16 protein-coding genes and 1 pseudogene are annotated in these 20,126 nt (G+C 57.3%); 9 read left to right on the top strand and 8 right to left on the bottom strand.

Annotated features, from left to right (window positions below; translation table 11 throughout):
* Nucleotides 1–337: 337 nt before the first annotated feature.
* A complete protein-coding gene (gene gndA / locus WM40_RS07380; RefSeq protein ID WP_024904427.1) occupies nucleotides 338–1,747 on the top strand; it encodes an NADP-dependent phosphogluconate dehydrogenase in 1,410 nt (469 codons plus the stop codon).
* A gap of 222 nt (nucleotides 1,748–1,969) precedes the next feature.
* Here the strand turns inward: gndA and WM40_RS07375 are convergent, their stop codons facing one another.
* Nucleotides 1,970–2,449: a hypothetical protein gene (locus WM40_RS07375; RefSeq protein WP_051504585.1), complete on the bottom strand. Its 480-nt coding sequence runs from the start codon at nucleotides 2,447–2,449 to the stop codon at nucleotides 1,970–1,972.
* Nucleotides 2,450–2,764: 315 nt separating this feature from the next.
* Between WM40_RS07375 and WM40_RS07370 the strand changes: the two genes are divergently transcribed.
* The 5 genes from WM40_RS07370 (at nucleotide 2,765) to WM40_RS07350 (ending at nucleotide 8,512) form a co-directional block, all read left to right on the top strand.
* A complete protein-coding gene (locus WM40_RS07370; RefSeq protein ID WP_046152535.1) occupies nucleotides 2,765–3,241 on the top strand; it encodes a MarR family winged helix-turn-helix transcriptional regulator in 477 nt (158 codons plus the stop codon).
* 5 nt (nucleotides 3,242–3,246) lie between these two features.
* A complete protein-coding gene (locus WM40_RS07365; protein ID WP_024904430.1) occupies nucleotides 3,247–5,466 on the top strand; it encodes an FUSC family protein in 2,220 nt (739 codons plus the stop codon).
* Nucleotides 5,463–5,675, top strand: a complete 213-nt coding sequence (locus tag WM40_RS07360) for a DUF1656 domain-containing protein (protein WP_024904431.1) — start codon at nucleotides 5,463–5,465, stop codon at nucleotides 5,673–5,675. Before WM40_RS07365 ends, WM40_RS07360 begins: the two co-directional genes overlap by 4 nt.
* Before the next feature lie 48 nt (nucleotides 5,676–5,723).
* Nucleotides 5,724–6,863, top strand: a complete 1,140-nt coding sequence (locus WM40_RS07355) for an efflux RND transporter periplasmic adaptor subunit (RefSeq protein WP_082102490.1) — start codon at nucleotides 5,724–5,726, stop codon at nucleotides 6,861–6,863.
* Between the two features lie 83 nt (nucleotides 6,864–6,946).
* The gene (locus WM40_RS07350; RefSeq protein WP_046152534.1) at nucleotides 6,947–8,512 is read left to right on the top strand and encodes an efflux transporter outer membrane subunit; all 1,566 of its coding nucleotides are present in this window, start codon (nucleotides 6,947–6,949) and stop codon (nucleotides 8,510–8,512) included.
* Nucleotides 8,513–8,547: 35 nt separating this feature from the next.
* Here the strand turns inward: WM40_RS07350 and WM40_RS07345 are convergent, their stop codons facing one another.
* Both WM40_RS07345 and WM40_RS07335 read right to left on the bottom strand, forming a co-directional pair.
* On the bottom strand, nucleotides 8,548–10,119 hold the full coding sequence (locus tag WM40_RS07345) for a hypothetical protein (RefSeq protein ID WP_157685745.1): 1,572 nt from the start codon (nucleotides 10,117–10,119) through the stop codon (nucleotides 8,548–8,550).
* 356 nt (nucleotides 10,120–10,475) lie between these two features.
* Nucleotides 10,476–12,617 (bottom strand): phosphocholine-specific phospholipase C, encoded by a 2,142-nt coding sequence (locus WM40_RS07335; RefSeq protein WP_046152590.1) that lies wholly within the window; start codon nucleotides 12,615–12,617, stop codon nucleotides 10,476–10,478.
* Between the two features lie 224 nt (nucleotides 12,618–12,841).
* Between WM40_RS07335 and sugE the strand changes: the two genes are divergently transcribed.
* On the top strand, nucleotides 12,842–13,156 hold the full coding sequence (sugE, locus tag WM40_RS07330; protein ID WP_024904437.1) for a quaternary ammonium compound efflux SMR transporter SugE: 315 nt from the start codon (nucleotides 12,842–12,844) through the stop codon (nucleotides 13,154–13,156).
* Nucleotides 13,157–13,233: 77 nt separating this feature from the next.
* On the opposite strand, the gene WM40_RS27760 is transcribed toward sugE, so the two are convergent.
* The 3 genes and pseudogenes from WM40_RS27760 to WM40_RS07315 all read right to left on the bottom strand — a co-directional run bounded on the left by WM40_RS27760 (nucleotide 13,234) and on the right by WM40_RS07315 (nucleotide 15,813).
* Entirely contained in the window at nucleotides 13,234–14,244 is a 1,011-nt protein-coding gene (locus WM40_RS27760) for a LysO family transporter (RefSeq protein WP_052738215.1), read from the bottom strand.
* A gap of 89 nt (nucleotides 14,245–14,333) precedes the next feature.
* Nucleotides 14,334–14,747: pseudogene (locus WM40_RS07320) on the bottom strand (PGDYG domain-containing protein); the annotation flags it as partial.
* Nucleotides 14,748–15,099: 352 nt separating this feature from the next.
* A complete protein-coding gene (locus WM40_RS07315) occupies nucleotides 15,100–15,813 on the bottom strand; it encodes a DUF1345 domain-containing protein (RefSeq protein ID WP_024904440.1) in 714 nt (237 codons plus the stop codon).
* A gap of 458 nt (nucleotides 15,814–16,271) precedes the next feature.
* Between WM40_RS07315 and WM40_RS07310 the strand changes: the two genes are divergently transcribed.
* Together WM40_RS07310 and WM40_RS07305 are read left to right on the top strand one after the other, a co-directional pair.
* A complete protein-coding gene (locus WM40_RS07310; protein WP_082102487.1) occupies nucleotides 16,272–17,141 on the top strand; it encodes a response regulator in 870 nt (289 codons plus the stop codon).
* Between the two features lie 356 nt (nucleotides 17,142–17,497).
* Entirely contained in the window at nucleotides 17,498–18,064 is a 567-nt protein-coding gene (locus WM40_RS07305) for a hypothetical protein (protein WP_052738213.1), read from the top strand.
* 20 nt (nucleotides 18,065–18,084) lie between these two features.
* On the opposite strand, the gene ugpQ is transcribed toward WM40_RS07305, so the two are convergent.
* Nucleotides 18,085–18,885, bottom strand: coding sequence for a glycerophosphodiester phosphodiesterase (gene ugpQ / locus WM40_RS07300; RefSeq protein ID WP_081764994.1), 801 nt, complete (start codon nucleotides 18,883–18,885; stop codon nucleotides 18,085–18,087).
* A 59-nt stretch (nucleotides 18,886–18,944) separates the two neighbouring features.
* Nucleotides 18,945–20,126 carry a sn-glycerol-3-phosphate import ATP-binding protein UgpC gene (locus tag WM40_RS07295; RefSeq protein WP_046152531.1) on the bottom strand — a complete coding sequence of 394 codons (1,182 nt, stop codon included), beginning with the start codon at nucleotides 20,124–20,126 and terminating at the stop codon, nucleotides 18,945–18,947.

The raw sequence follows: 20,126 nt of genomic DNA, 5'->3' as shown, positions 1-20,126 counted from the left end.
ACGCCATCAGACGCATCCGAATCTGACTGGTCACCATGAACCCAATCCGGTTTCAGAGCACCGCTCGGCTGGAAGTGCGTATCTGAAGTAAACTACTGTTAAGACTTGGCGAATCATTTCCGCTGCTTGTGTGTGTTCGTCGTCGATTCACGCCACCGGCGGTCTTGGCGCGACATACGCCGCTGGTGGGGCGCATGCAACGGCGCTCGGCACACTATCGGGAATGCAGTGCACGCCGCATCACATTCGGCGTTTTTAGATTTTAGAGATACTTGGTGCTGTAATAGGCGACCCGGTATAACCCATTTTTGGCAATATCGCTCCCTGGGAGAGGAAGATGAGCAAACAATCCATCGGTGTAGTCGGTCTAGCGGTAATGGGCCGCAATCTGGCGCTGAACATCGAAAGCCGTGGACACGCGGTCTCGGTGTACAACCGCAGCCGGGAAAAGACCGATGAACTGATCAAGGAATATCCGGATCGCAAGCTGGTACCTGCCTACTCCCTGGAAGAATTCGTCGAGTCCCTGGAAAAGCCGCGCCGTATCTTGCTGATGGTCAAAGCCGGCGCGGGTACCGATGCCACGATCGACTCGCTTCGCCCCTTGCTGGAACCAGGCGATATCCTTATCGACGGCGGTAACACCCACTTCACCGACACCATTCGTCGCAACGAAACGTTGGCGAAATCGGGGCTGCACTTCATCGGCACCGGCGTATCGGGTGGCGAAGAAGGCGCTTTGAAAGGTCCGTCGATCATGCCGGGGGGACAACGCGAGGCATATGATCTGGTTGCCCCGATTTTGACCGAAATCTCCGCAAAGGCGCCAAATGGCGACCCGTGCGTTGCCTATATGGGTCCGAACGGTGCCGGCCATTTCGTCAAAATGGTCCATAACGGCATCGAATATGGCGACATGCAGTTGATCGCCGAAAGCTACTGGGTACTCAAACAAGTGGTCGGCCTGTCGAACGAGGAATTGGGCAAGGTGTATGTCGAGTGGAATCAGGGCGAGTTGGACAGCTACCTGATCGACATCACAACAAAGATCTTCCAGAAGAAAGACGACGAAACCGGCAACTATCTTGTGGACATGATTCTGGACCGTGCCGCGCAAAAAGGCACCGGAAAATGGACAAGCCAAAATGCGCTTGACCTGGGCGCACCGCTCCCGCTTATCACCGAAGCGGTCTTCGCGCGCGTGTTGTCGTCTCTGAAGACCGAGCGCGTCGCGGCGGCAAAGACATTGACTGGCCCTGCCAAGAAACCGCTATCGAGCGACAAGACGGCTTTTATCGAATCCGTGCGCCGCGCGCTGTACCTGAGCAAGATCGTCTCCTATGCGCAAGGTTTCGCGCAATTGCGTGCTGCCTCCGATGAATACAAGTGGGATCTGGATTACGGCACCATCGCCAAGATCTTCCGCGCGGGTTGCATTATTCGCGCACGCTTCCTACAAAAAATCACGGACGCCTATACGCACGATGGCAAGCTGGCGAATTTGCTATTGGACCCGTATTTCAAAGACATCGCCGACCAGTATCAGCAAGCGCTGCGAGACGTCGTGTCCACCGCCGTGCAGGCAGGCGTGCCGGTTCCAGCCTTCGCATCGGCCATTGCTTACTACGACGGTTATCGCTCTGAGACCGTCCCGGCGAACCTCGTGCAGGCGCAGCGGGATTTCTTCGGGGCGCATACGTTTGAACGAACCGATAAGCCAGGCAGCTTCCACGCCGAGTGGGCATAAGTATCTGCTTAAGGATATGCTGTTGGCTTGAAAGCAGTGTCGGCGGCCGGCTTGTCCCGGCCGTTTCGTTCACATACCCTTCTCAATGACAATTTGAACACCCATCGTCATCCACGCCATATCTCAGTTCAAGTAACCATCGCGGCCAGGTAGCCACGCGCAAGACACCCAACCGAAGTAATACGTCAAAAATGGGTTATGCGCTCGCCATGAGCGCCACGATCATACCCAGCCCCCCGTTGCGATAAGGACCAGCCGTTTATGACACTTTATGTCCTCGTCCAGATCGTCGATTCGCGTACCTAACCGGGTCTCGACACCATCCATTCGAGCGCCTAATTTCGTCTCGACCGTATCAATGCGCTTGCCTACCTTTGATTCGACCGTATCAATGTGTTCGCTTAACCTTGACTCGACCGAATCAATTCGTCCGCTTAACCTTGACTCGACCGTATTGATCTGATTTTCCAGTCGTATATTGCTTTCATCCAGTTTTTTGGATAAATGCTCCTGGCCTGCAACAAGGCATTCAATATCCCTCTGCATCCCTGATAGTCGTGTACCGATGGAAAAACTGAAATCGCGGATGACTTGCATTAATTGGACTGAAGAGGGATTGCCGGACCCGAGCGCTTCTGCATTCCCATCGCTCTTATCGGCTATTCTGTGCTGCTTCAGGATGTTCCTTGCTTGATTCCGCACGTCCTCCCCCTTCGCAATGTCAGCCGTCGTCGTTCATTACGTATCACCGTCAGCGTAACATTGCCCTCGTATTGCATGGCGCGTTTCAGGGCGAATTACCGTTTTTTGCCGTCGAATTAGCCGTTCTGCCGAAAGATTTCGCGTTTCCCGTTTGAATTTGGCAAACGCTTAAATCGTTTTGAGGACATCCCTCTCGTTCCTTCGCCATCTCGTACCCAGCCGACGAATGCTTGCTATCGATTAACCTATATTCGACAACAATATTGTGTTGAAAATATCATTAGTTTGCTAACGAACGATTGCTATACTCCCGGCATGCCCAAAAAAACCACCCTGCCGCTTACCCCGCAGCAACAGGTTCACCTTGCCTTGAGCAGTGAACTGGTGCTGTCGGCGCGCGCCTGGCGCAAGACCGCGGACAGCGCATTGACAGGGTTTGGTCTGTCGAGTGCGGCGGCACTACCGTTATTACTGATCGGGCGGCGCGGCAATGATGGCGTGCGGCAGGTGACACTGGCGCATGAACTCGGTATCGAAGGCCCCTCCCTGGTACGTTTGTTGGATCAGCTCTGCATGCAGCAGTTGGCGCGACGTGACGACGACCCGGCCGATGGACGTGCGAAAATCGTGTCGCTGACGGAAAATGGGGTGCGGCTCGCCGGCAAGCTCGAGGCACACCTTGCGCAGTTGCGTGCCTCCCTGCTCGAAGCATTCTCCGACGACGAACTACAGATCGCCTTGCGCGTCATACGCAGTTTCTCCAGCGCCGTTGGTGCCTCCTCTGTTTCTTGACCCACATCATGGCGCCGACCTGGAAAGACTGGTTGTTTTCTATCAAGACATTTGCCGCAGCAATGCTCGCGCTGTACTTGGCGTTGGTTTTTGAATTACCCCGGCCATATTGGGCGATGGCATCGGTCTATATCGTGTCGAATCCATTTGTCGGTGCGACCCGATCCAAAGGGCTGTACCGCGGCCTAGGCACCTTGCTGGGCGCAGCGGGTGCAGTCCTGCTGGTGCCCCCGTTGGTGGAGATGCCGATTGTCTTGAGCGTGGCCGTTGCCTGTTGGACTGGGTTGTTCCTCTTTTTGGCGCTGCAAGACCGCACCGCGCGCAACTATGTCTTCATGTTGGCCGGCTACACGCTGCCGTTGATCGCGTTCCCTACCGTCGAGAATCCCAATACGGTGTTCGACGTTGCCGTTGCGCGTTTCGAGGAGATTCTGCTCGGTATCGTATGCGCCACCGTCATCAATACGACTATTTTCCCTAGCCGGCTTGGCCCGAGCCTCGGCGAGCGAACCGGTGCCTGGTTTAACGACGCCATACACTACATGCGGGAAACGCTCAAAGGTCGTGTCTCAGGCAAAGACCTCTCCGCACTGCGCCAGCGTCTGGCCGGGTCCGTCAACGGCCTAGAATTGCTGTTGAGCCAGTTAAGCTACGACAACACCGATCCCGGCCTGATGACGCGTGCGAAATCGCTGCGCGGGCGCATGTCGCTTCTGCTGCCAATCGCATCCGCCCTCGGCGATCCATTGGCGGCGCTGCGGGCGCACGGCGCGGCGCCGCCTGAACTGGAAGCGTTGCTCATCGATCTCGTCAATTGGCTCGATAGCAATGACAGCGCTGCCCGCGAGGCACAAGCCGATGCGCTTCGCGCGCGACTGACGGCGTTGGAACCGGAATATATTGCCGTGCCGGGCATGGCGGACAGCCAGGTCGACGGAAGCATGAGGAGCGTATCCGAGGGCCTCGCCAGGGATGCGGCAAGCCCCGAGCCAATGGCCAAAGCCGCGGAAAACGCCGAGCGAATCAACGAGGATCCCCATCACAGTCCCCATTGGGACCGTGCATTGATGTCGTCGCTATTGTGGCGCCTTCGGTTGCTGATCGATCTTTGGCAGGATTGTCGTACCTTGCGCGAGTTGATCGAAACCGAACCCCACTGCGGATGGGTGCCGAAGCTTCGACACTGGCGTCTTGGTGGGTCTGAACGCCACGTCGACCTGCCGATGGCCTTCCTGTCAATTTTTCCCGCGGTAGGCGCGACGATTGCCGCCTGCATGATCTGGATTTTCATGGGTTGGGCCGATGGCGCGGGCGCGGTAACGCTGGCCGCGGTGTCATGCAGCTTTTTCGCGGCGATGGATTCTCCGGCGCCGCAGGTCATGGGATTCTTTATCTGGACTTGCGTCGCCACGGTACTTGCCGGCGTCTATCTATTCCTCGTTCTGCCCAACGTCCATGATTTCCCCATGCTGGTGATCATGTTTGCCGGGCCGTTCATTTGCGTCGGTACGTTGATTCCGCAGCCCCGTTTCATGCTGGCGACCATGCTGACTGCCGTGAACACCGCCACGTTCATGAGTATCCAGAGCGCCTACGATGCTAATTTCCTGACCTTCATCAACAGCAACAGCGCCGGATGTGCCGGTTTGTTATTTGCTTTCCTCTTCATTCGCATCACGCGTCCATTCGGCGCCGAGTTGGCGGCCGCACGACTTACGCGCTCCGGATGGGCGGACGTGGTCATTGCCGCCTCTCCCCATGCGATCGTGGCGCAGAACAACATGGCATCCCGGATGCTGGATCGTTTGATGCAATTGCTGCCGCGGTTGAGCGCGACCGACGATGATCACCATCCGTCGATCGAGAGTTTCCGTGACCTGCGTGTGGGTTTGAATACGCTGGACCTGCAACAGATTCGCCGGACTTTGCGCGACGAATGGCGGCAGCCGATCGATGGCGTGCTGTCCGGTGTTCGTCAGTATTTTCAGGAATGTATCCAACAGCGTCGGCGTCTCCCGCCGCCTCCCGAACTGGCCGCGCGGATCGACGCGGCATTGGCGGCCAACCCGAACGTGTCGACACGCGCGAACGCCTTGGACACTGCCCATTTGAGCGATGCGGAGCAAACGCTCGGTGCATTGCACGCGCTGGTGGGGCTGCGCTTGTCACTGTTTCCGGCCGCGCTGGCACCGCGGGCGGCGATTACCATCGAGAAATCCGCATGATCGGCGAATTCGATATCTACGGGGTGTTCATCCCGGAATTGCTGGTGTGGATGCTGCTCGCCTATGGCCTGTTGCGCCTTGTCACGATGGGATTCGCGCGATGGCGCTTCTATCGCCATGTATGGCATCGCTCGATGTTCGATTTGGGAATCTACGTGATTCTGCTCGGGCTCGTCGTCTTTGTTTCGTATCTGTTTCGAACCGGTTGATCAATTGAAACTCAAACTCGCTACCGTCGGTCGGGGGTCCTGACCATCATGGTTGTCGTCATCGCCGCCTTGGTGATCTGGCGTCTGGTCCGCTATTACATGTTCGCGCCGTGGACGCGGGACGGCCACGTGCAAGCCGACATCGTTCAAGTCGCACCGGACGTCACGGGCCTGATCGACAAGGTCACGGTGACCGACAACCAGACGGTTCGTAAGGGTCAAGTCTTGTTCGTCATCGACCAGGCCCGCTTCAAGCTGGCATTGGCGCAAGCAGAATCGGCCGTCGCGCAGCAACGCGCCGCGGTGGCTGAGCGGAACGCGACATTGACGCAGCTTCGCAGGGAGTCGAGTCGAAACCGCGCGCTGGGTGATTTGGTGTCCCGGGAAGTGTACGAAGAAAGCCAATCGAAGGTCCAGGCCGCGGATGCCGCGTTGCAAGCGGCGCAAGCGGCCCTCTCCGCGGCAGAAGTCGCCGTTCGAACGGCGCGATTGAACCTGGAACGCACCGTCATCGTCAGTCCGGTCGACGGTTTTATGAATGATCGCGCACCACGTGCCGGCGAATTTGTCACGGCCGGGCATGCGGTTCTATCTCTCGTCGATGCCCATTCGTATCATGTAGACGGATATTTCGAAGAAACCAAGATGCCGAGCATTGCCATCGGCCAGCCGGTGACCATTCACCTGATGGGCCAGAGCACACGCCTGCACGGTCACGTGACCAGTATCGCCGCCGCCATAGCGGACCGGGACCGCTCGGTAGGGGCGAATCTGCTGCCGAACGTCAACCCGTCGTTCAGTTGGGTTCGACTGGCGCAGCGGATTCCGGTCCGGATACAGATCGATGACGTGCCGGCGAACGTCCGGCTGATTGCAGGACGCACCGCCACGGTTTCAATTGATGCAGCCGATATCGGCCATAATTCACCGCAGCCCCCGTCGGCGGCTTCATCCGTTGGGGCATCGCCTTCCGGCCAGTGGACTGTCGCCCCCGAAACCGGCGTGGCCCGCGCGCAAACAACGGCAGCCGCCTCCGATGATGTGGTTCTGCCGCCAGGGTCGCTGCGTTCCGACATGTCGGTGCTGCCCACGCCGACGCGCGCCGGCACGGATGCCAACGCGCTTGCCGGCAATGAGGAAACGGGGGCGGGCAGCACAGGCAATGCGGCACGGACAGGTGCCCGATGAGATCGCAAGCGCACCATACGCACCAGGTGGGACGCACCAATGCGAGTGCTTCGGAGCGGGAGGTAGGACGTTGGGCGCGGCGCATGGGGTCCGCAGCCTTGACCATGGCGGTACTCGGGGCCTGTACGGTCGGCCCGAATTACCGCGTGCCCGACACGGCGTTGATCAAGCAGCCGGTGGCGAATCGGACCCTGGTGGAAACGGAGCACGATATCCATGCGTCGGGCAGCGTCGCGCGCGCGGCCAATGCGGACCCGGTCCCAGACCAGTGGTGGAAACTGTACGACGATCCCGTATTGAACGGATTGATCGAAGAAGCATTGCGGCGTAATGTCGATTTGCGCGTGGCTACCGCCAATCTGGCAAGAGCCGGCGCGGTGCTCGACGTGGCGCAAGCGCAGGGCGGTTTTGGCGGCAATCTCGAACTCTCAGCGAAACGCGCACAGGAATCCGCCCAACAGTTCTTGTTGACGGACAAACTTCCCGTCACGAACGAAAGCAATTTCGGGCTTTCGGTCTCCTATCAGTTCGACTTGTTCGGTGTATTGAAACGCGGCGTGGAAGCGGCGAGCGCAAACTTTGATGCGGTACGCGCCGCTGGCGATACCGCGCGGATCACCGTGGTCTCGCAAGTCGTGCAAGCCTATCTGGCATCATGCGATGCGGCCGAACAAGAAGACATCGCGCTGAAATCGCTGGATCTCCAGGATCAGTCTACCCAGCTCGCCCGTCGGCTACGCGATGCGGGACGCGGTGCACAACCCAATGTGACGCAGTCGGTCACGCAACAGGAAACACTGCGGGCACAGTTGCCGAAATTAGCGGCGCAACGGCGGATTGCGCACTATACCTTGGCCGCCCTCCTGGGGGAGTCCCCCGACGCTTTGCCGAAGGCGATCGATGCGTGTCATGAAACGCCCCGTATCCTGACGCCGTTACCGGTGGGCGACGGTGCCGCGCTGCTGCGCCGTCGCCCCGATGTGCGTCGTGCCGAACGTGAACTGGCTGCCGCAACCGCAAAGATAGGGGTGGCGATCGGCGGTCTGTATCCAAACATTTCCTTTGGTGCGAGCGCAGGTGTTACAGGCATCCTCGAGGACTCGTTCCGCTCACCGACGCAGCGGTGGGGCTTCGGACCATTGATAAGTTGGGAATTACCAGCGAATGGCGCGCGCGCACGTATCCGGGAAGCCCGTGCCGGTGCGGATGTCGCCTTGGCCGAATTCGATAAAGTCGTGCTGAACGCATTGCGCGAAACGCAAACCAGACTTGCAACCTATGCGGGCGACCTCGGCCGTCTGCAAGCGCTGGAGGACGCACTGGCATCGGCACGCCAGTCGCGAGACCAGACGCACCGCTTCTATCTCGCCGGCCGGGGATCGTTCCTGTCTGACCTGGACGCCACGCGGACGCTGACATCCGTCGAATCGCAAGTAGCGGCCGCGCGAGGCAAGGTCGCACAAGACCAGGTGGCGGTATTCCTGGCACTCGGTGGAGGCTGGCAAGCAAATCAAGGCATGCCGTTGGCAGGCCAAGAGGTTCAAACGCCACCGACGTCGCAGACAGCGCCAACGAAGGGGGCCGCTACCGCGGGCGTGACAGCCACGCCGGTCTCCGCGATATCGTCGGCCATCGCGACCGCGCCGTGACATCGTGTGCAGCTGACGAGCGTCACACCCCGTTTTCAAGCTTGAACCGACACTTCGAAGCCGAAATCTTTCACGCCGGATTCCGGGATGTTTTCGGCAACCCAGAGCCTGTTTTTGATGCGTCTAAATAGCGCATGCGGTTTAGCGGAAGAAAGCGCCCTAGTGAGGGGGCTCGGATGATCGAACGCATCGAAATTCAACTCAGGCGAGTCGATGGCTGTTTTCGCTTTCAGCATATCGACGCCTCCTTCCGCCACGCTGGAAATGATACTGCCGGGTATCCTTATGGAAACCGGAATGGGTACCAGCGTTGGTGCGGGCACGACGACGCTGGATGGATCGACTGGTCTCGAAGGCGCCAGTATGCCCGAAGCGGAAACATTCATGACGTTCGTAATCCACAGTGCAATCGCGCCATATCCCTGCTTTGTCATGGCGTTGTAAAAGCTAGGGGGAAAGGCGTGATACCCAAGAGTCAGCGTTTCCCAACTGGGTTGCTCCGCGTGTTGCTCTGAAAAAGCATATTCGGCCCCCCACAAATACCGCGAGATTGCCTTCGCCGCCGGGGTTGTCAACAACGCCGCGCCGGAATCGACGATTGAATCCACTATAGTTTCGATCATGCCTTTTAGATAATCGGGCTTTGACTGAATCCACGATAGTAATACACCTTTTTTTAGAAAATGCTTCAGCTCGGCTTTACTGAATGATTCGCTCGACGAAATGGAAAAATCGGTGAGCAATGTCGTCCAATCCGACTCCTTCACGGAGAACTTCGTCGTCAACGCGGGAAACGTTGCCTCGAAAGTGCTTTTCACTAGTGCATAGATCCGTTTCGGAAGCCCTGGTGCCGGGTCAAACCCCGCCACCACGCCGACAGCCAAAGCACCGATGATGATAAACGCTTTCGCTTTGTATCCTAGCGAATCATCGGCCTTGAGACCACCAAGTCTGCGACAGGCGTCGTGCAGTGCCCAGCCCGCTTCCAGGGCGGCTAGGACGCCATCGGCCGTCCTAGCCGCCGGATGGTTCCACAACGATCTGTACGCCGTATTCACGGAGCCCACGGCCGTACCGAAGAGTGTGGTTACGGAATGATAAATCGCATTCTGCTTCATAAATGCGCTATATTTTTCCCACTCGCCCATCTTTTCCCAGTCAGTACGGTTGTCCAGTGCAATCACCGTCGCATCTCCATACGCCGGCTTCGCCGGTGTGCTCGGTGATGCCATAGCGGCGATAGGGGGATCTTCGTACATGGCCTCCATTGCCTCGAAAGCGCTACCGTTATCCACCGCCGGGTGCAGCTTATTACCTGGGCCCCTGCGCTCCCCCCTCCGGTACCACGCTGATCGATCAAAGTGACTGGCCGTCGGCTGCAGACCAGAAGACGTTACTCTCAATGCCTCCAAGGCAGCATAAACATGATTCGTATCACTTATAATTTCATTACCCTCTTCATTCAGGGTATTTACGTCAGCACCGGAATACGACGCAGCGACCGAATGATCTACGGCATCGCGCGTCATAACCACGATGGCACTACTATGTTGATGCGTCTGCATTGAATGCTCCAAAACGAGATAGTCACCAGTGCCAATGGTCATCCTTATCCTCAGGCATGCATGAAATCACGCCGACATCGGGAAATGAGCGAATAGACCATCAAGCACCGTCTTAGCATTGCATCGCTTAGTGACCGGCGACATGCGACAAATCGACAACCAAACGCCTAAAAAGTGGAATCAACACGTCTTGGCTGATTGGTAGAAGTTCACCCATCCCTTTACAACGGCATAATGCATGCGGTGCATTATGGCCATTGTTAATGGGATGCAATGTCGAAGACTTTATGGAGCAATAAGATGACTTGCAATTGGACGCATCTTGCAGGAACATTGCGCCACCGCCGTCGACGATGGCGCGACATGGCACCTCGGGCCACGCCTTCATGCATGGCCGCTTAGCTTAGTGAGCGTATCGGCGTCGTGGCAGCGGGGTCCGTTACGGTATGATGACCCGTCTCGACGTGCCCGGCCACGCGGCGCAGGAAACTGGATTCGTCGCGATCAGTAACGCTCAGGTCGTACCAGTGGTGACTGTCCGACAGATCCCATGGTACGGCCGTCATCGCGCCAGGCGGCAACTCGAGGCTACGCGACCGTGCGCCGTAGGCGTTGTCCGTGACAAAGAGTCGTGCCACGCCTCCCCCTGTATTGCACAGCCGCAGAATCACGCTGCCTTCACGATTGTCATATTCTACCTGTAGTGCGATGTGGCCTAGCCCCCAAACATGACCTCGGGCGGCCGATGTCGCCGACCCCAATGCCAGCCCGTTGAATTGCCGTACGAAGCCATTGGGACCATACACCATGAAGTGATAGGCGCCGCCAGTCACGCTCAAGTCAAATGTCTCGCTAAGCGATTTCCCTGCTTCCACCGTGTAACGCCACGGACCGTCGCTACGATTCGGCGCATAGACATAGAAATGCGCGCCCACTTTGCCAGTGTTGACGAACTGTAATGTCAGGTGATTGTCCCGTGCCGACACGTCGCCATGCACGTGTAGTTCGTACGGCAGCGCACGGGCGTAACGCACGCCCGGTTCTTGCGGGTCGATCGCGCCCGCCGTCGTCGGTACCGTCGGCGCCGGTTGCGAAGCGCACTGCTGATCGGCCATCGTCATGTATTGGCTGGTATCGGGCAATGACGGGATTGACGCATCCGGTGTACGGAAGTCGAACGCCGACGTCAGGTCGCCGCAGACCGCACGACGCCACGGCGTGATATTCGGTTCGCGTACGCCAAAGCGTTGTTCAATAAAACGGATTACGGAGGTGTGATCGAACACCTCGGAACAGACGAAACCGCCCTTGGTCCAAGGTGAAACGATCGTCATCGGCACGCGCGGCCCCAGCCCGTAAGGCAGACCATCGGCGGTGAAACCACTGCCGCGTCCTGGATTGACGACCGTATGCAATTCTCCGTCAGTGCTCACCGTCGACAACCCTTGCGCGCGCGACGTCGGTGGCTGTGGCGGCACGATATGATCGAAGAAACCGTCGTTCTCGTCATACATGATGAACAGAACCGTCTTGCTCCAGACGTCTGGATTCGACGTGAGCGCATCCAGCACCTTCGATGTATATTCGGCGCCGTATGCTGGCGTGTATTTCGGGTGCTCGGAGTAGGCGGCCGGCGGCAGCAGCCAGGACACTTGTGGCAGCTTGCCTGCCTGCACGTCGGCTTTCAGATCGTCCAAGGTCCGCACGCTGTTCGCACGCTGCTGTAATGACGAGCCTTGCGGCGCATTGATGACGTTGGCGAAGTTTTGCAGAATGTTGGTGCCGTAATTACCGTTTAACGGATCGTTACCGGTCAGCCCTTGCTGGTAGATTTGCCAGTTGATTCCCGCTGCCTCAAGTCGCTCAGGATACGTCGTCCACGACAGCAATTGATACTGCGGTGGAACGTCGCCATCGACGTAGTCGTTGTTGTTCAACAGCGGGCCGCCGTACTTCCCTGTCGGATCGACGGTCCCACTCATCAGATAGGCACGATTGGGATGGGTCGGCCCGGGCAGCGAGCAAAAATACGCATCGCAGACAGTAAAGGCATCGGCAAGGGCGTAATGGAACGGTATGTCCGAACGCAAGTGATAGCCCATGGTCATGTCGGTCTTGTTGGCCGGCCACTGGTCATACTTTCCGCCATCGATCGCATAATGGGTCTTGTACCAGCTGTGATCGAGATCGCCAACGCACTGCGCGCTGGTGGTATGCGTATTCAGGTGAAACGGCAATACCGGCTGCGTCGAATCCGATTGCGACGGCTGGTACCAGACCGGCTTGCCATTCGGCAAGGGAATGGGAAAGCGATCGTTGTAACCCCGGACGCCGCGCAGATGGCCGAAGTAATGGTCAAACGATCTGTTCTCCTGCATGAAGACGACGATATGTTCGACGTCTTTGATCGTCCCGGTATGCGAGGCCGCAGGAATCGCCAATGCATTACGGATTGATTCGGGAAATACGGAAAGGGCCGCAGCGGCGCTCGCGGAACCCGCAAGCGATTGTAGAAAGCGGCGACGGCTGTTACCTGACATCGGGGAGGTCGTCATCGTAATGTCTGCCATTTTTTTGAAGGAGGCCAGAAAGGGGATGAAAGATCTGGCGCGGCTGAGTGTGCCGCTGTAAAAAGGCATTTCGATGAAAGGCATGCTACTTGTCTCGACGGCTTCACATTTGCCGCGTTTTGTCTTTCGTTTTCATTACGATATAATGCGTTTTCGCCGTGAAAACGGTCCAAATCGGTAGTGAAGACGCGGTCATGAATTGGTTGATCCTACTTTGCGCGGGCGTGCTCGAGATGGCCTGGGCCATCGGACTGAAATACACGGAAGGCTTCAGTCGCTTATGGCCAAGCGTCGGTACGGGCATCGCTGCGATCGGAAGTTTCTATCTACTGAGCGTGGCACTGAAAACGCTACCGGTTGGGACGGCCTATGCGATATGGGTGGGCATTGGCGCGGTGGGAACGGCCGTGCTTGGTATCCTGCTATTCAATGAGGCAGTGACAGCAGGCCGGATTCTCAGCCTTGCCCTGCTTGTCGCTGGCATCATTGGGCTCAAGCTCGCATCGTAAAAGTCGGTCCTGCGATTGCCCCCAATAAGGTGTACCCGCGGCGTCGATAGGCAGCGGAAGACCGCACACCGAAAAGGTCACCACAAAAATACCGTCATTAACAACGGCGCCGCTAGGCTGAGGACAAACCCGCTGACCAGCGCCGTTGGCCAATGCGCCGGAGCGCAGTTTTGTTTAATGATCGGCAATGTCGAGTCCAACGCAGTGGCTGCGCTCGCGCCAATGCACGCGCGCGCGAAACGGCGACCGAACAGATAAAGCAACACGACGGACATCAATTCGCGAAACAGGTCGGTCAACAAAGCGATCGCGCCCCACTGCGCCCCCAGATGTCGACCGATCATCACGCCGGACAACGTAAACCAGCCAAAGCCGCTAGATAGTGCCCACGCGATCGGCAGCGGCATCCGGGCAAGTGCACCGGCAATCGTTCCGCCGATCAATGAACCGATGATGACCAATAAAGGTATGGCCAAAACGCGCCTCGACCACCATCGTGCATCTATCGCTAGGCCCGCCAACTCCATGCCGACAATGCTTACAAGTACAAGCAGCAACGCACCGGTCAAGCCAGTGGGTATCGGAATGCCATATCGGCTACACAGTCCATTCCCCAGCGTACCCAAGACCACCATCACCAATGCGATCAAGCATTCCTTCGCTGGCCCCCACCACCCTGAGCCGCCAGACGTCGCGGCAAGATGTGCGGACGATGTCGTTGGTGCAAGAAACGGTTGGGGAAAGGATGTGAATGAAGAAGGTGTCGGGCGCAAGAGCGGCTCGGGCGCAAGCGGTGGAATGGCGGGACGTATGCGCCGGGCGATCATGATCGAGAGCGTGATGAGCGCCCATGATGCCATGGTGGTCCATATCGCAAGCCATATCGCGGTACCCAACACCGCACGTGCGTGACTGCCGGAGCGCAGCACGGCCCCGAAGGTCAGTCCGATGGAAAAAAGCAGCGCCAAGACCAACGGCCCGAGCAATGCGCCTACTCGTCGCCGCCAGGCGGAGGGCATCAAGCGCCCTGCGCCGTAGCCTAAGATCAGGACCAGCAGAATGGGCGCGATCGCCACGACACCGCTCATGTGGCGCTGCCACAATCGCCTTCGCGGGGCGGCTGCGCATCATTAACTACTATGCCTGACGGGTCGGGTGACAGCGAAACGGACACCGGCCGATAAACTCTCGCAAATCGCGCCTGTTGCACCACGCCATAGTCGGACGGTGCGTATTGGAGAAGCCAATCTCCGGCGCCGCCTTGCAGACGATCGCCGCCGGCACTGCGTGCAATGGTAAAAGGCGCGTCCATGCGTCTGGCCAACACCGGCGTGGGCAGGTTGCGATACGCACCATCGGCGCCATGTATGAGCACTGGATCTGCTGGCACGTATTTGGGATCGAAACGCGCGCGCGAGACGACCCAACGCTCACCGGTGGCCGCCTCTATCAAGGCATCGTTGACCTGGTAGGCATTCGGACCTTCCAAGCTGAGCAATGCGCCGGAATGAGTGGCGAAAACGACGCTGACTACCTCGTCCTTCACATACACGGCGGCTTGCGGATCGATGCGCAGATCGACATCCGTCAGGTGAACGTGTGACACATGACTCGACGATACTGCCGCGTTGTCGCGGCGAGCATCCGCAGGCGTCGGGGATACAACGTCGATTTTGGAACGAGGCAAGTCAGCAGAGGCCATTGCGATCAGCGGAAAATTGGAGAGCAGTTCGCATTCTAACTGCCTGCGCGATCACGCGTTGCCATGACGTCGCGCAGCATGCCGTGCGTGGACCACGAACATGACGAAGATGGCCTGCCCTTGGCGAAGCAACACGCAGCCTTGATGATGCCGACTGGCGCATCCAGTCGCAAGAATTGATCCTATTATCACGCGCCAGAGGCTTTTTTTCAGTCTTTGTATGGGCATGGCATCGAGCGGTTCAATTGAATAAACTCGCGGCGATATTGACGGAAAGTCCAAGAATAGCAAGGTTAAAAAAGAACGCTAAAACCGACTGAATCAGCGTAAAGCGCCGTGTGGCGGAGTCCGCGACCGCGACGTCGGAAGTTTGTGCCGCTACAGCGATCGTGAAAGCAAAGTAGGCAAAATCAACATAATCGGGATGCAGTTTGTCATCTGGAAAACGCAGCGGCAGTGACGATTTCGCAAGCGAAGCGACACGATCGTCTGATCTTGGCATTGGTGCATCAGTCCAACTATGATGCATGTAGAACAAGCGGGCGTAGTACACGGTGAAAACCGTTGGCAGCAGAGTCCATGCGCCGATCAATGCAAAACCCGAGAGGAGCAGATGCAATGCCTTCTGACTACTGCTTCCCGCGGCATGTGCGGTACCCAGTTCAAAAACAATGGCGGCGATACTGGCCAATGCAGCCACACAGGTGGTGATCAGAATGGTAGAGGCGCTTTCGTCTTCACTGTCGAGCGCGACGCGCCAACGGGCGGACTCCGCACGATACATCATCGTCCATAACAGGATCAGATAAAGCCATAGACCGACATTCCAGCCGAATAAAAACCTCTCGAATACGTGCCATTTCGAAGGTGCCAGCGCAGCGGCAATGACACCTATGACAAGCGCCCCGTAAAGGCGGTGATGAAAGCGTATCAGGCTACGAATGTAGGTCTGCATGAAAAATATGCCTAGTAGGAAGCGGCAAGGCGTTAGGGTTCCCGGCCAATAAGGGAGGGTCTCGCTTTTTGATGACCTGACGTTTCATACCCTATCACAGGCTGGTGCAACGCATGTGTGGCCGCATAAGGAAACTCGGCGTAAGCGATTGTTCCTTGGGTCGATTGCGGGACCGGTGGTACTCGCGATGTTAAGCAACAGGGTTGGTCCCGCAACGGCAAGCATCCGCACAGGTATTGAGACCAGTCACGTTTCGGCATCTTCGCAAAATGGGCACCATGCCGTAATTGAGACATTCCCCAAAGCCCGTGTTGCATGACAAAAATCGGGATGATCTATTTTGCCGACGGTGCCTTTCACTTGTTGCCCTGTCGCCGTTGTGATCATCAACGACGCAGGTCCTGTTTTTACGCGGGTTTTCCGCGCTCTTCGAGCGCCTTTTCCATGATGGAGCAGTCATGACTTGTCGAGTGATAGTAGCTGACGACCACCCGTTTTTCCTTAGTGGCGTGGAGCACGTCTGCGCCACGATGCCGAACATCGATATCATAGGGACAGCCACCAGCTGCGATGAATTGATGGCCTGCCTGAAAACGCAGGAAGAGAATAGCCAACCGCCGTGCGACGTTCTGGTTACGGACTTCTCGATGCCGGGAAGTCGGCAACAGGATGGCCTGCGACTCCTCTCGACATTACGACGGCAGCATCCGAGCATGCGGATCATCGTGCTGACGATGCACGACAATGCCGGCGTACTGGGATCGATCGCACGGATGGAGGTCTCCGGATTGGTCAGCAAAGCCGATGCCTCCGGAGAGCTGATCAACGCGATCCAGACCGTCATGGAAGGACGCTGCTATTTGTCGCGCACCATCCGCCAGACCATCGGCTGCGAGGCGATGTCCCGACTGCCCACGAAGACCCGGTTGTCGCCGCGCGAAGCGGAAGTGCTGCGGCTGTTCTCGTCGGGCCTGACTGGCAATGAAATCGCGGCGACACTTCATCGCAGCAAGAAAACCATCAGCCGTCAGAAAGTCAGTGCGTTTCACAAGCTCGGTGTATCGAGCAATGTCGAGTTCTTTGTCTATCTGCGAGAAATGCGTGGTCAGGCGGAATGGCTCTCCTCTCCAAATCGCGCGGGGACGGAAGGTGGTGTGGCGCCTTTGTCTTCGGACGCGCCGGATGCAAGTAGCACGGAAGAAGCAAGCGATGCATCAAGAGACCCTCATGGGGCAACGGAGAATGTCGCGACAAGCCCCGCGACAGGCTTGCGGGAAAGCAGCCCCAGCCTTCCGGTATGGGGCGCTCCCACCAGCGTATTGCGTTAAGGTGCGTTGCTGAACGCGGTCTTGTATTTCTCGATGGTGGTGCTGGCAATGCCGGCCCTATCTAGAGAAATGCGTGCGGGATGGCACGCATGCCTTTCTATTCACATCAAGAGCATTATTCTTTGACTCGCTCATACTTCATGATGGCCACGCCGAAGCATGCACCCCGTAAAGCAATTCTATAGGACGCCATTTCCTTCCAATTTCGAACGGCGTCGGTATGCATAGGCAAGTTCATCTCGGCACGGCGCAAACAATACACGCGCATCGGAATTACCAATCTTCATAATCGCAAAAGATCTTTATCTATATAAAATTATCAAGATTTACCATGCCCATTTCAAGAATTATAAAAAATGCGGAAAGCAAAAAACTTTTTGATGGCAATGACGATTTATTTAAAAATGTTATTACATCCACAGAAAATTATACCGAATGCGGATGCGGCATCAGCACCATCTGGGTCGCAAAAAAATACCAAAGCAAGCATATTAAGCATCAACTCCAGCCAGGAGTGGATCGTTTCAACTAAAAAGAAACTTGGCGATAGATTAGTCAGTTTTCACTGGATCGATTGTGGAGCACTCGAAAGCTGGCGAACACCTCTGAATTTTCAGAATAGACATAATTTTAAAAACTATGCGCTGGCCGCTTGGTCCAGCGATATACATCCCGACAATTTTTTTATCGACGGAAGATTTCGGGTGTACTGTTTTCTAACTTCCTTGAAATACGCAAAAGAAGGTACCAGGATTATTTTTGATGATTATACAAATCGACCGCATTATCATATCGCGGAAGAATTTTTACCACGATCCGAGACGGGTGGCAGGCAATGTCTGTTTCTCGTTCCGCCGAAAGAAAAGATAGATTCCACGCATCTGGAGCAGATGCTCGAGAAGTTTGAGTATGTTATGGCGTAATCGCGCTGTACTGCCTGATCTCACACCGTGCGAAAATGCGGCCCGATAAGGTCGATACGATCGGTACAAATCGTGTCAACACCCCACGCCAGCAGCTCTGCCGCACGTAATGGCTCGTTAACGGTGTACGCGAGTACGAACAAGCCCGCCTCCTTGATCTCGGCAATGCGCGCCTGTGTCAACTCGGTATGGTGAATATGCAACGAGACGCAAGACAGGGCCTGCGTCTGCTCGCGCCACGGATCAGACCAGTTCTCGCAAAGCATGCCACGGGGCAGTTGCGGTGCCACTTCGGCTGCCGCTGCAAGTGCCTCGTACGAAAAAGACGACAGTAACGGCGCGGCCGGACTTCCCTTCCAATGCCTTAACACCTCCCGCGCCACCGCCTGCCCGGTGTGCCGCTCCAGGCCCGGACCCGGCTTGATCTCGACGTTCGCATGCAAACCCAGCGCCAGACAGCGCTCGGCGACATCAGCCAACGTGGGAATGCGCGCGCCCGAGAAGCGGGTGTCGAACCAACTACCGGCGTCCAAGGCCTGCAAGCGATGCCACGGCATCGTGGATGCGTCGCCGGAGCCGTTCGTCGTGCGCTCGACATGATCGTCATGCAACAGGAATACGATATCGTCGGCACCGCACCGTGCGTCGAACTCGATCATCTGATGCCCGAGACGCGCACCGGTGTCGATGGCCTCCAGCGTATTCTCCGGCGCCAGCGTGCCGCCACCGCGATGCGCGGCAACAGTCGGGTAAGGCCAGCGATAACGCCCCACAGATGAGGAGGCAGACGAGTCAGGGTGGAAAACGGGTGACGAAGTCATGGCGATAAGATCGTACGACAGTGAATACGACTATGGGTTCCGTCAGCGAGGCACCGCCCCTAGCCTTCCAGCCGACGCCGACTGTCGGGGTCGAAGAAATGCAATCGATGCACCGGCAGCATCACCGGCAGCAGTGCACCCGGTGCCGGCACGACGTCATGCGGTAAACGTACGGCGATATCATGACTGCCCCAACGGCCACGTGCCAAATTATCGGCCCCCGTACGTTCGCATACGTCCACGGGCAGTGTCGCACCTGCCTGCCCGACCGTCGTTGTTGCATCCCGTCCGCGGACAATACCATGATCACCATCGCTTTGCGCAAGCGCCATATGTTCCGGTCTGATACCTAAAATGCAATGACGCCCGGCCAAACGGTTCGGCAACAGCGGGACCGGACCTGTCGAGGACATCGATGCCCGGGATGGCATGCTGTCAAATGCGTCAAGGAACAGAACCGGGCCGCCATCCTGTACTTCAAAAGCGCGTCCGTCGTCGGTCACCCTTCCCTCTATCAGATTCATCGCCGGCGAGCCGATGAAACCCGCCACGAAAACACTGGCCGGCCGATCATACACGTCAGCGGGCGTGCCGATCTGCTCGGCACGCCCTTTGTACATCACAATCACACGCTGCGCCAACGTCATGGCCTCGATCTGGTCATGCGTGACATACACGCTGGTGGTTTTCAGCCGGGCGTGCAAGCGTTGCATCTCGAGGCGCATTTGCACACGAAGCCTTGCGTCCAGGTTCGACAACGGCTCGTCAAACAGAAATACCGATGGCTCACGCACGATCGCGCGCCCCATGGCTACCCGTTGCCGCTGGCCACCGGACAACTCCCTAGGCTTTCGCGCCAGTAGTGATTCCAGTTCGAGCGTGCGCGCCGCGGTTTGCACCCGCCGGTCGATGTCGCTACGGGATACGCCGCCAATCTTCAACGCATACCCCATATTCTGCGCCACGGTCATATGGGGATACAACGCGTAGTTCTGGAACACCATCGCGATACCGCGATCCTTCGGCTCATGTTGGTTGACGACCTTCCCCCCAATCATGATCTCGCCTTCAGAGACACTTTCAAGACCGGCGATCATCCGCAGCAATGTCGATTTTCCACAGCCAGACGGCCCGACGAGCACCACGAATTCGCCATCGGCGACCTCGACATCTATACCATGCAGCACATACTGCTGGCCGTCATAGGTCTTGCGTACGCCACTCAGTGTCAATGCGGCCAT

Origin of the sequence: Robbsia andropogonis (assembly GCF_000970345.1) — a bacterium.
GTDB classification, from domain to species: Bacteria; Pseudomonadota; Gammaproteobacteria; order Burkholderiales; family Burkholderiaceae; genus Robbsia; species Robbsia andropogonis.
The sequence above is the reverse complement of the archived record's forward strand: the minus strand, read 5'-3'. Positions and strand labels throughout refer to the sequence as shown.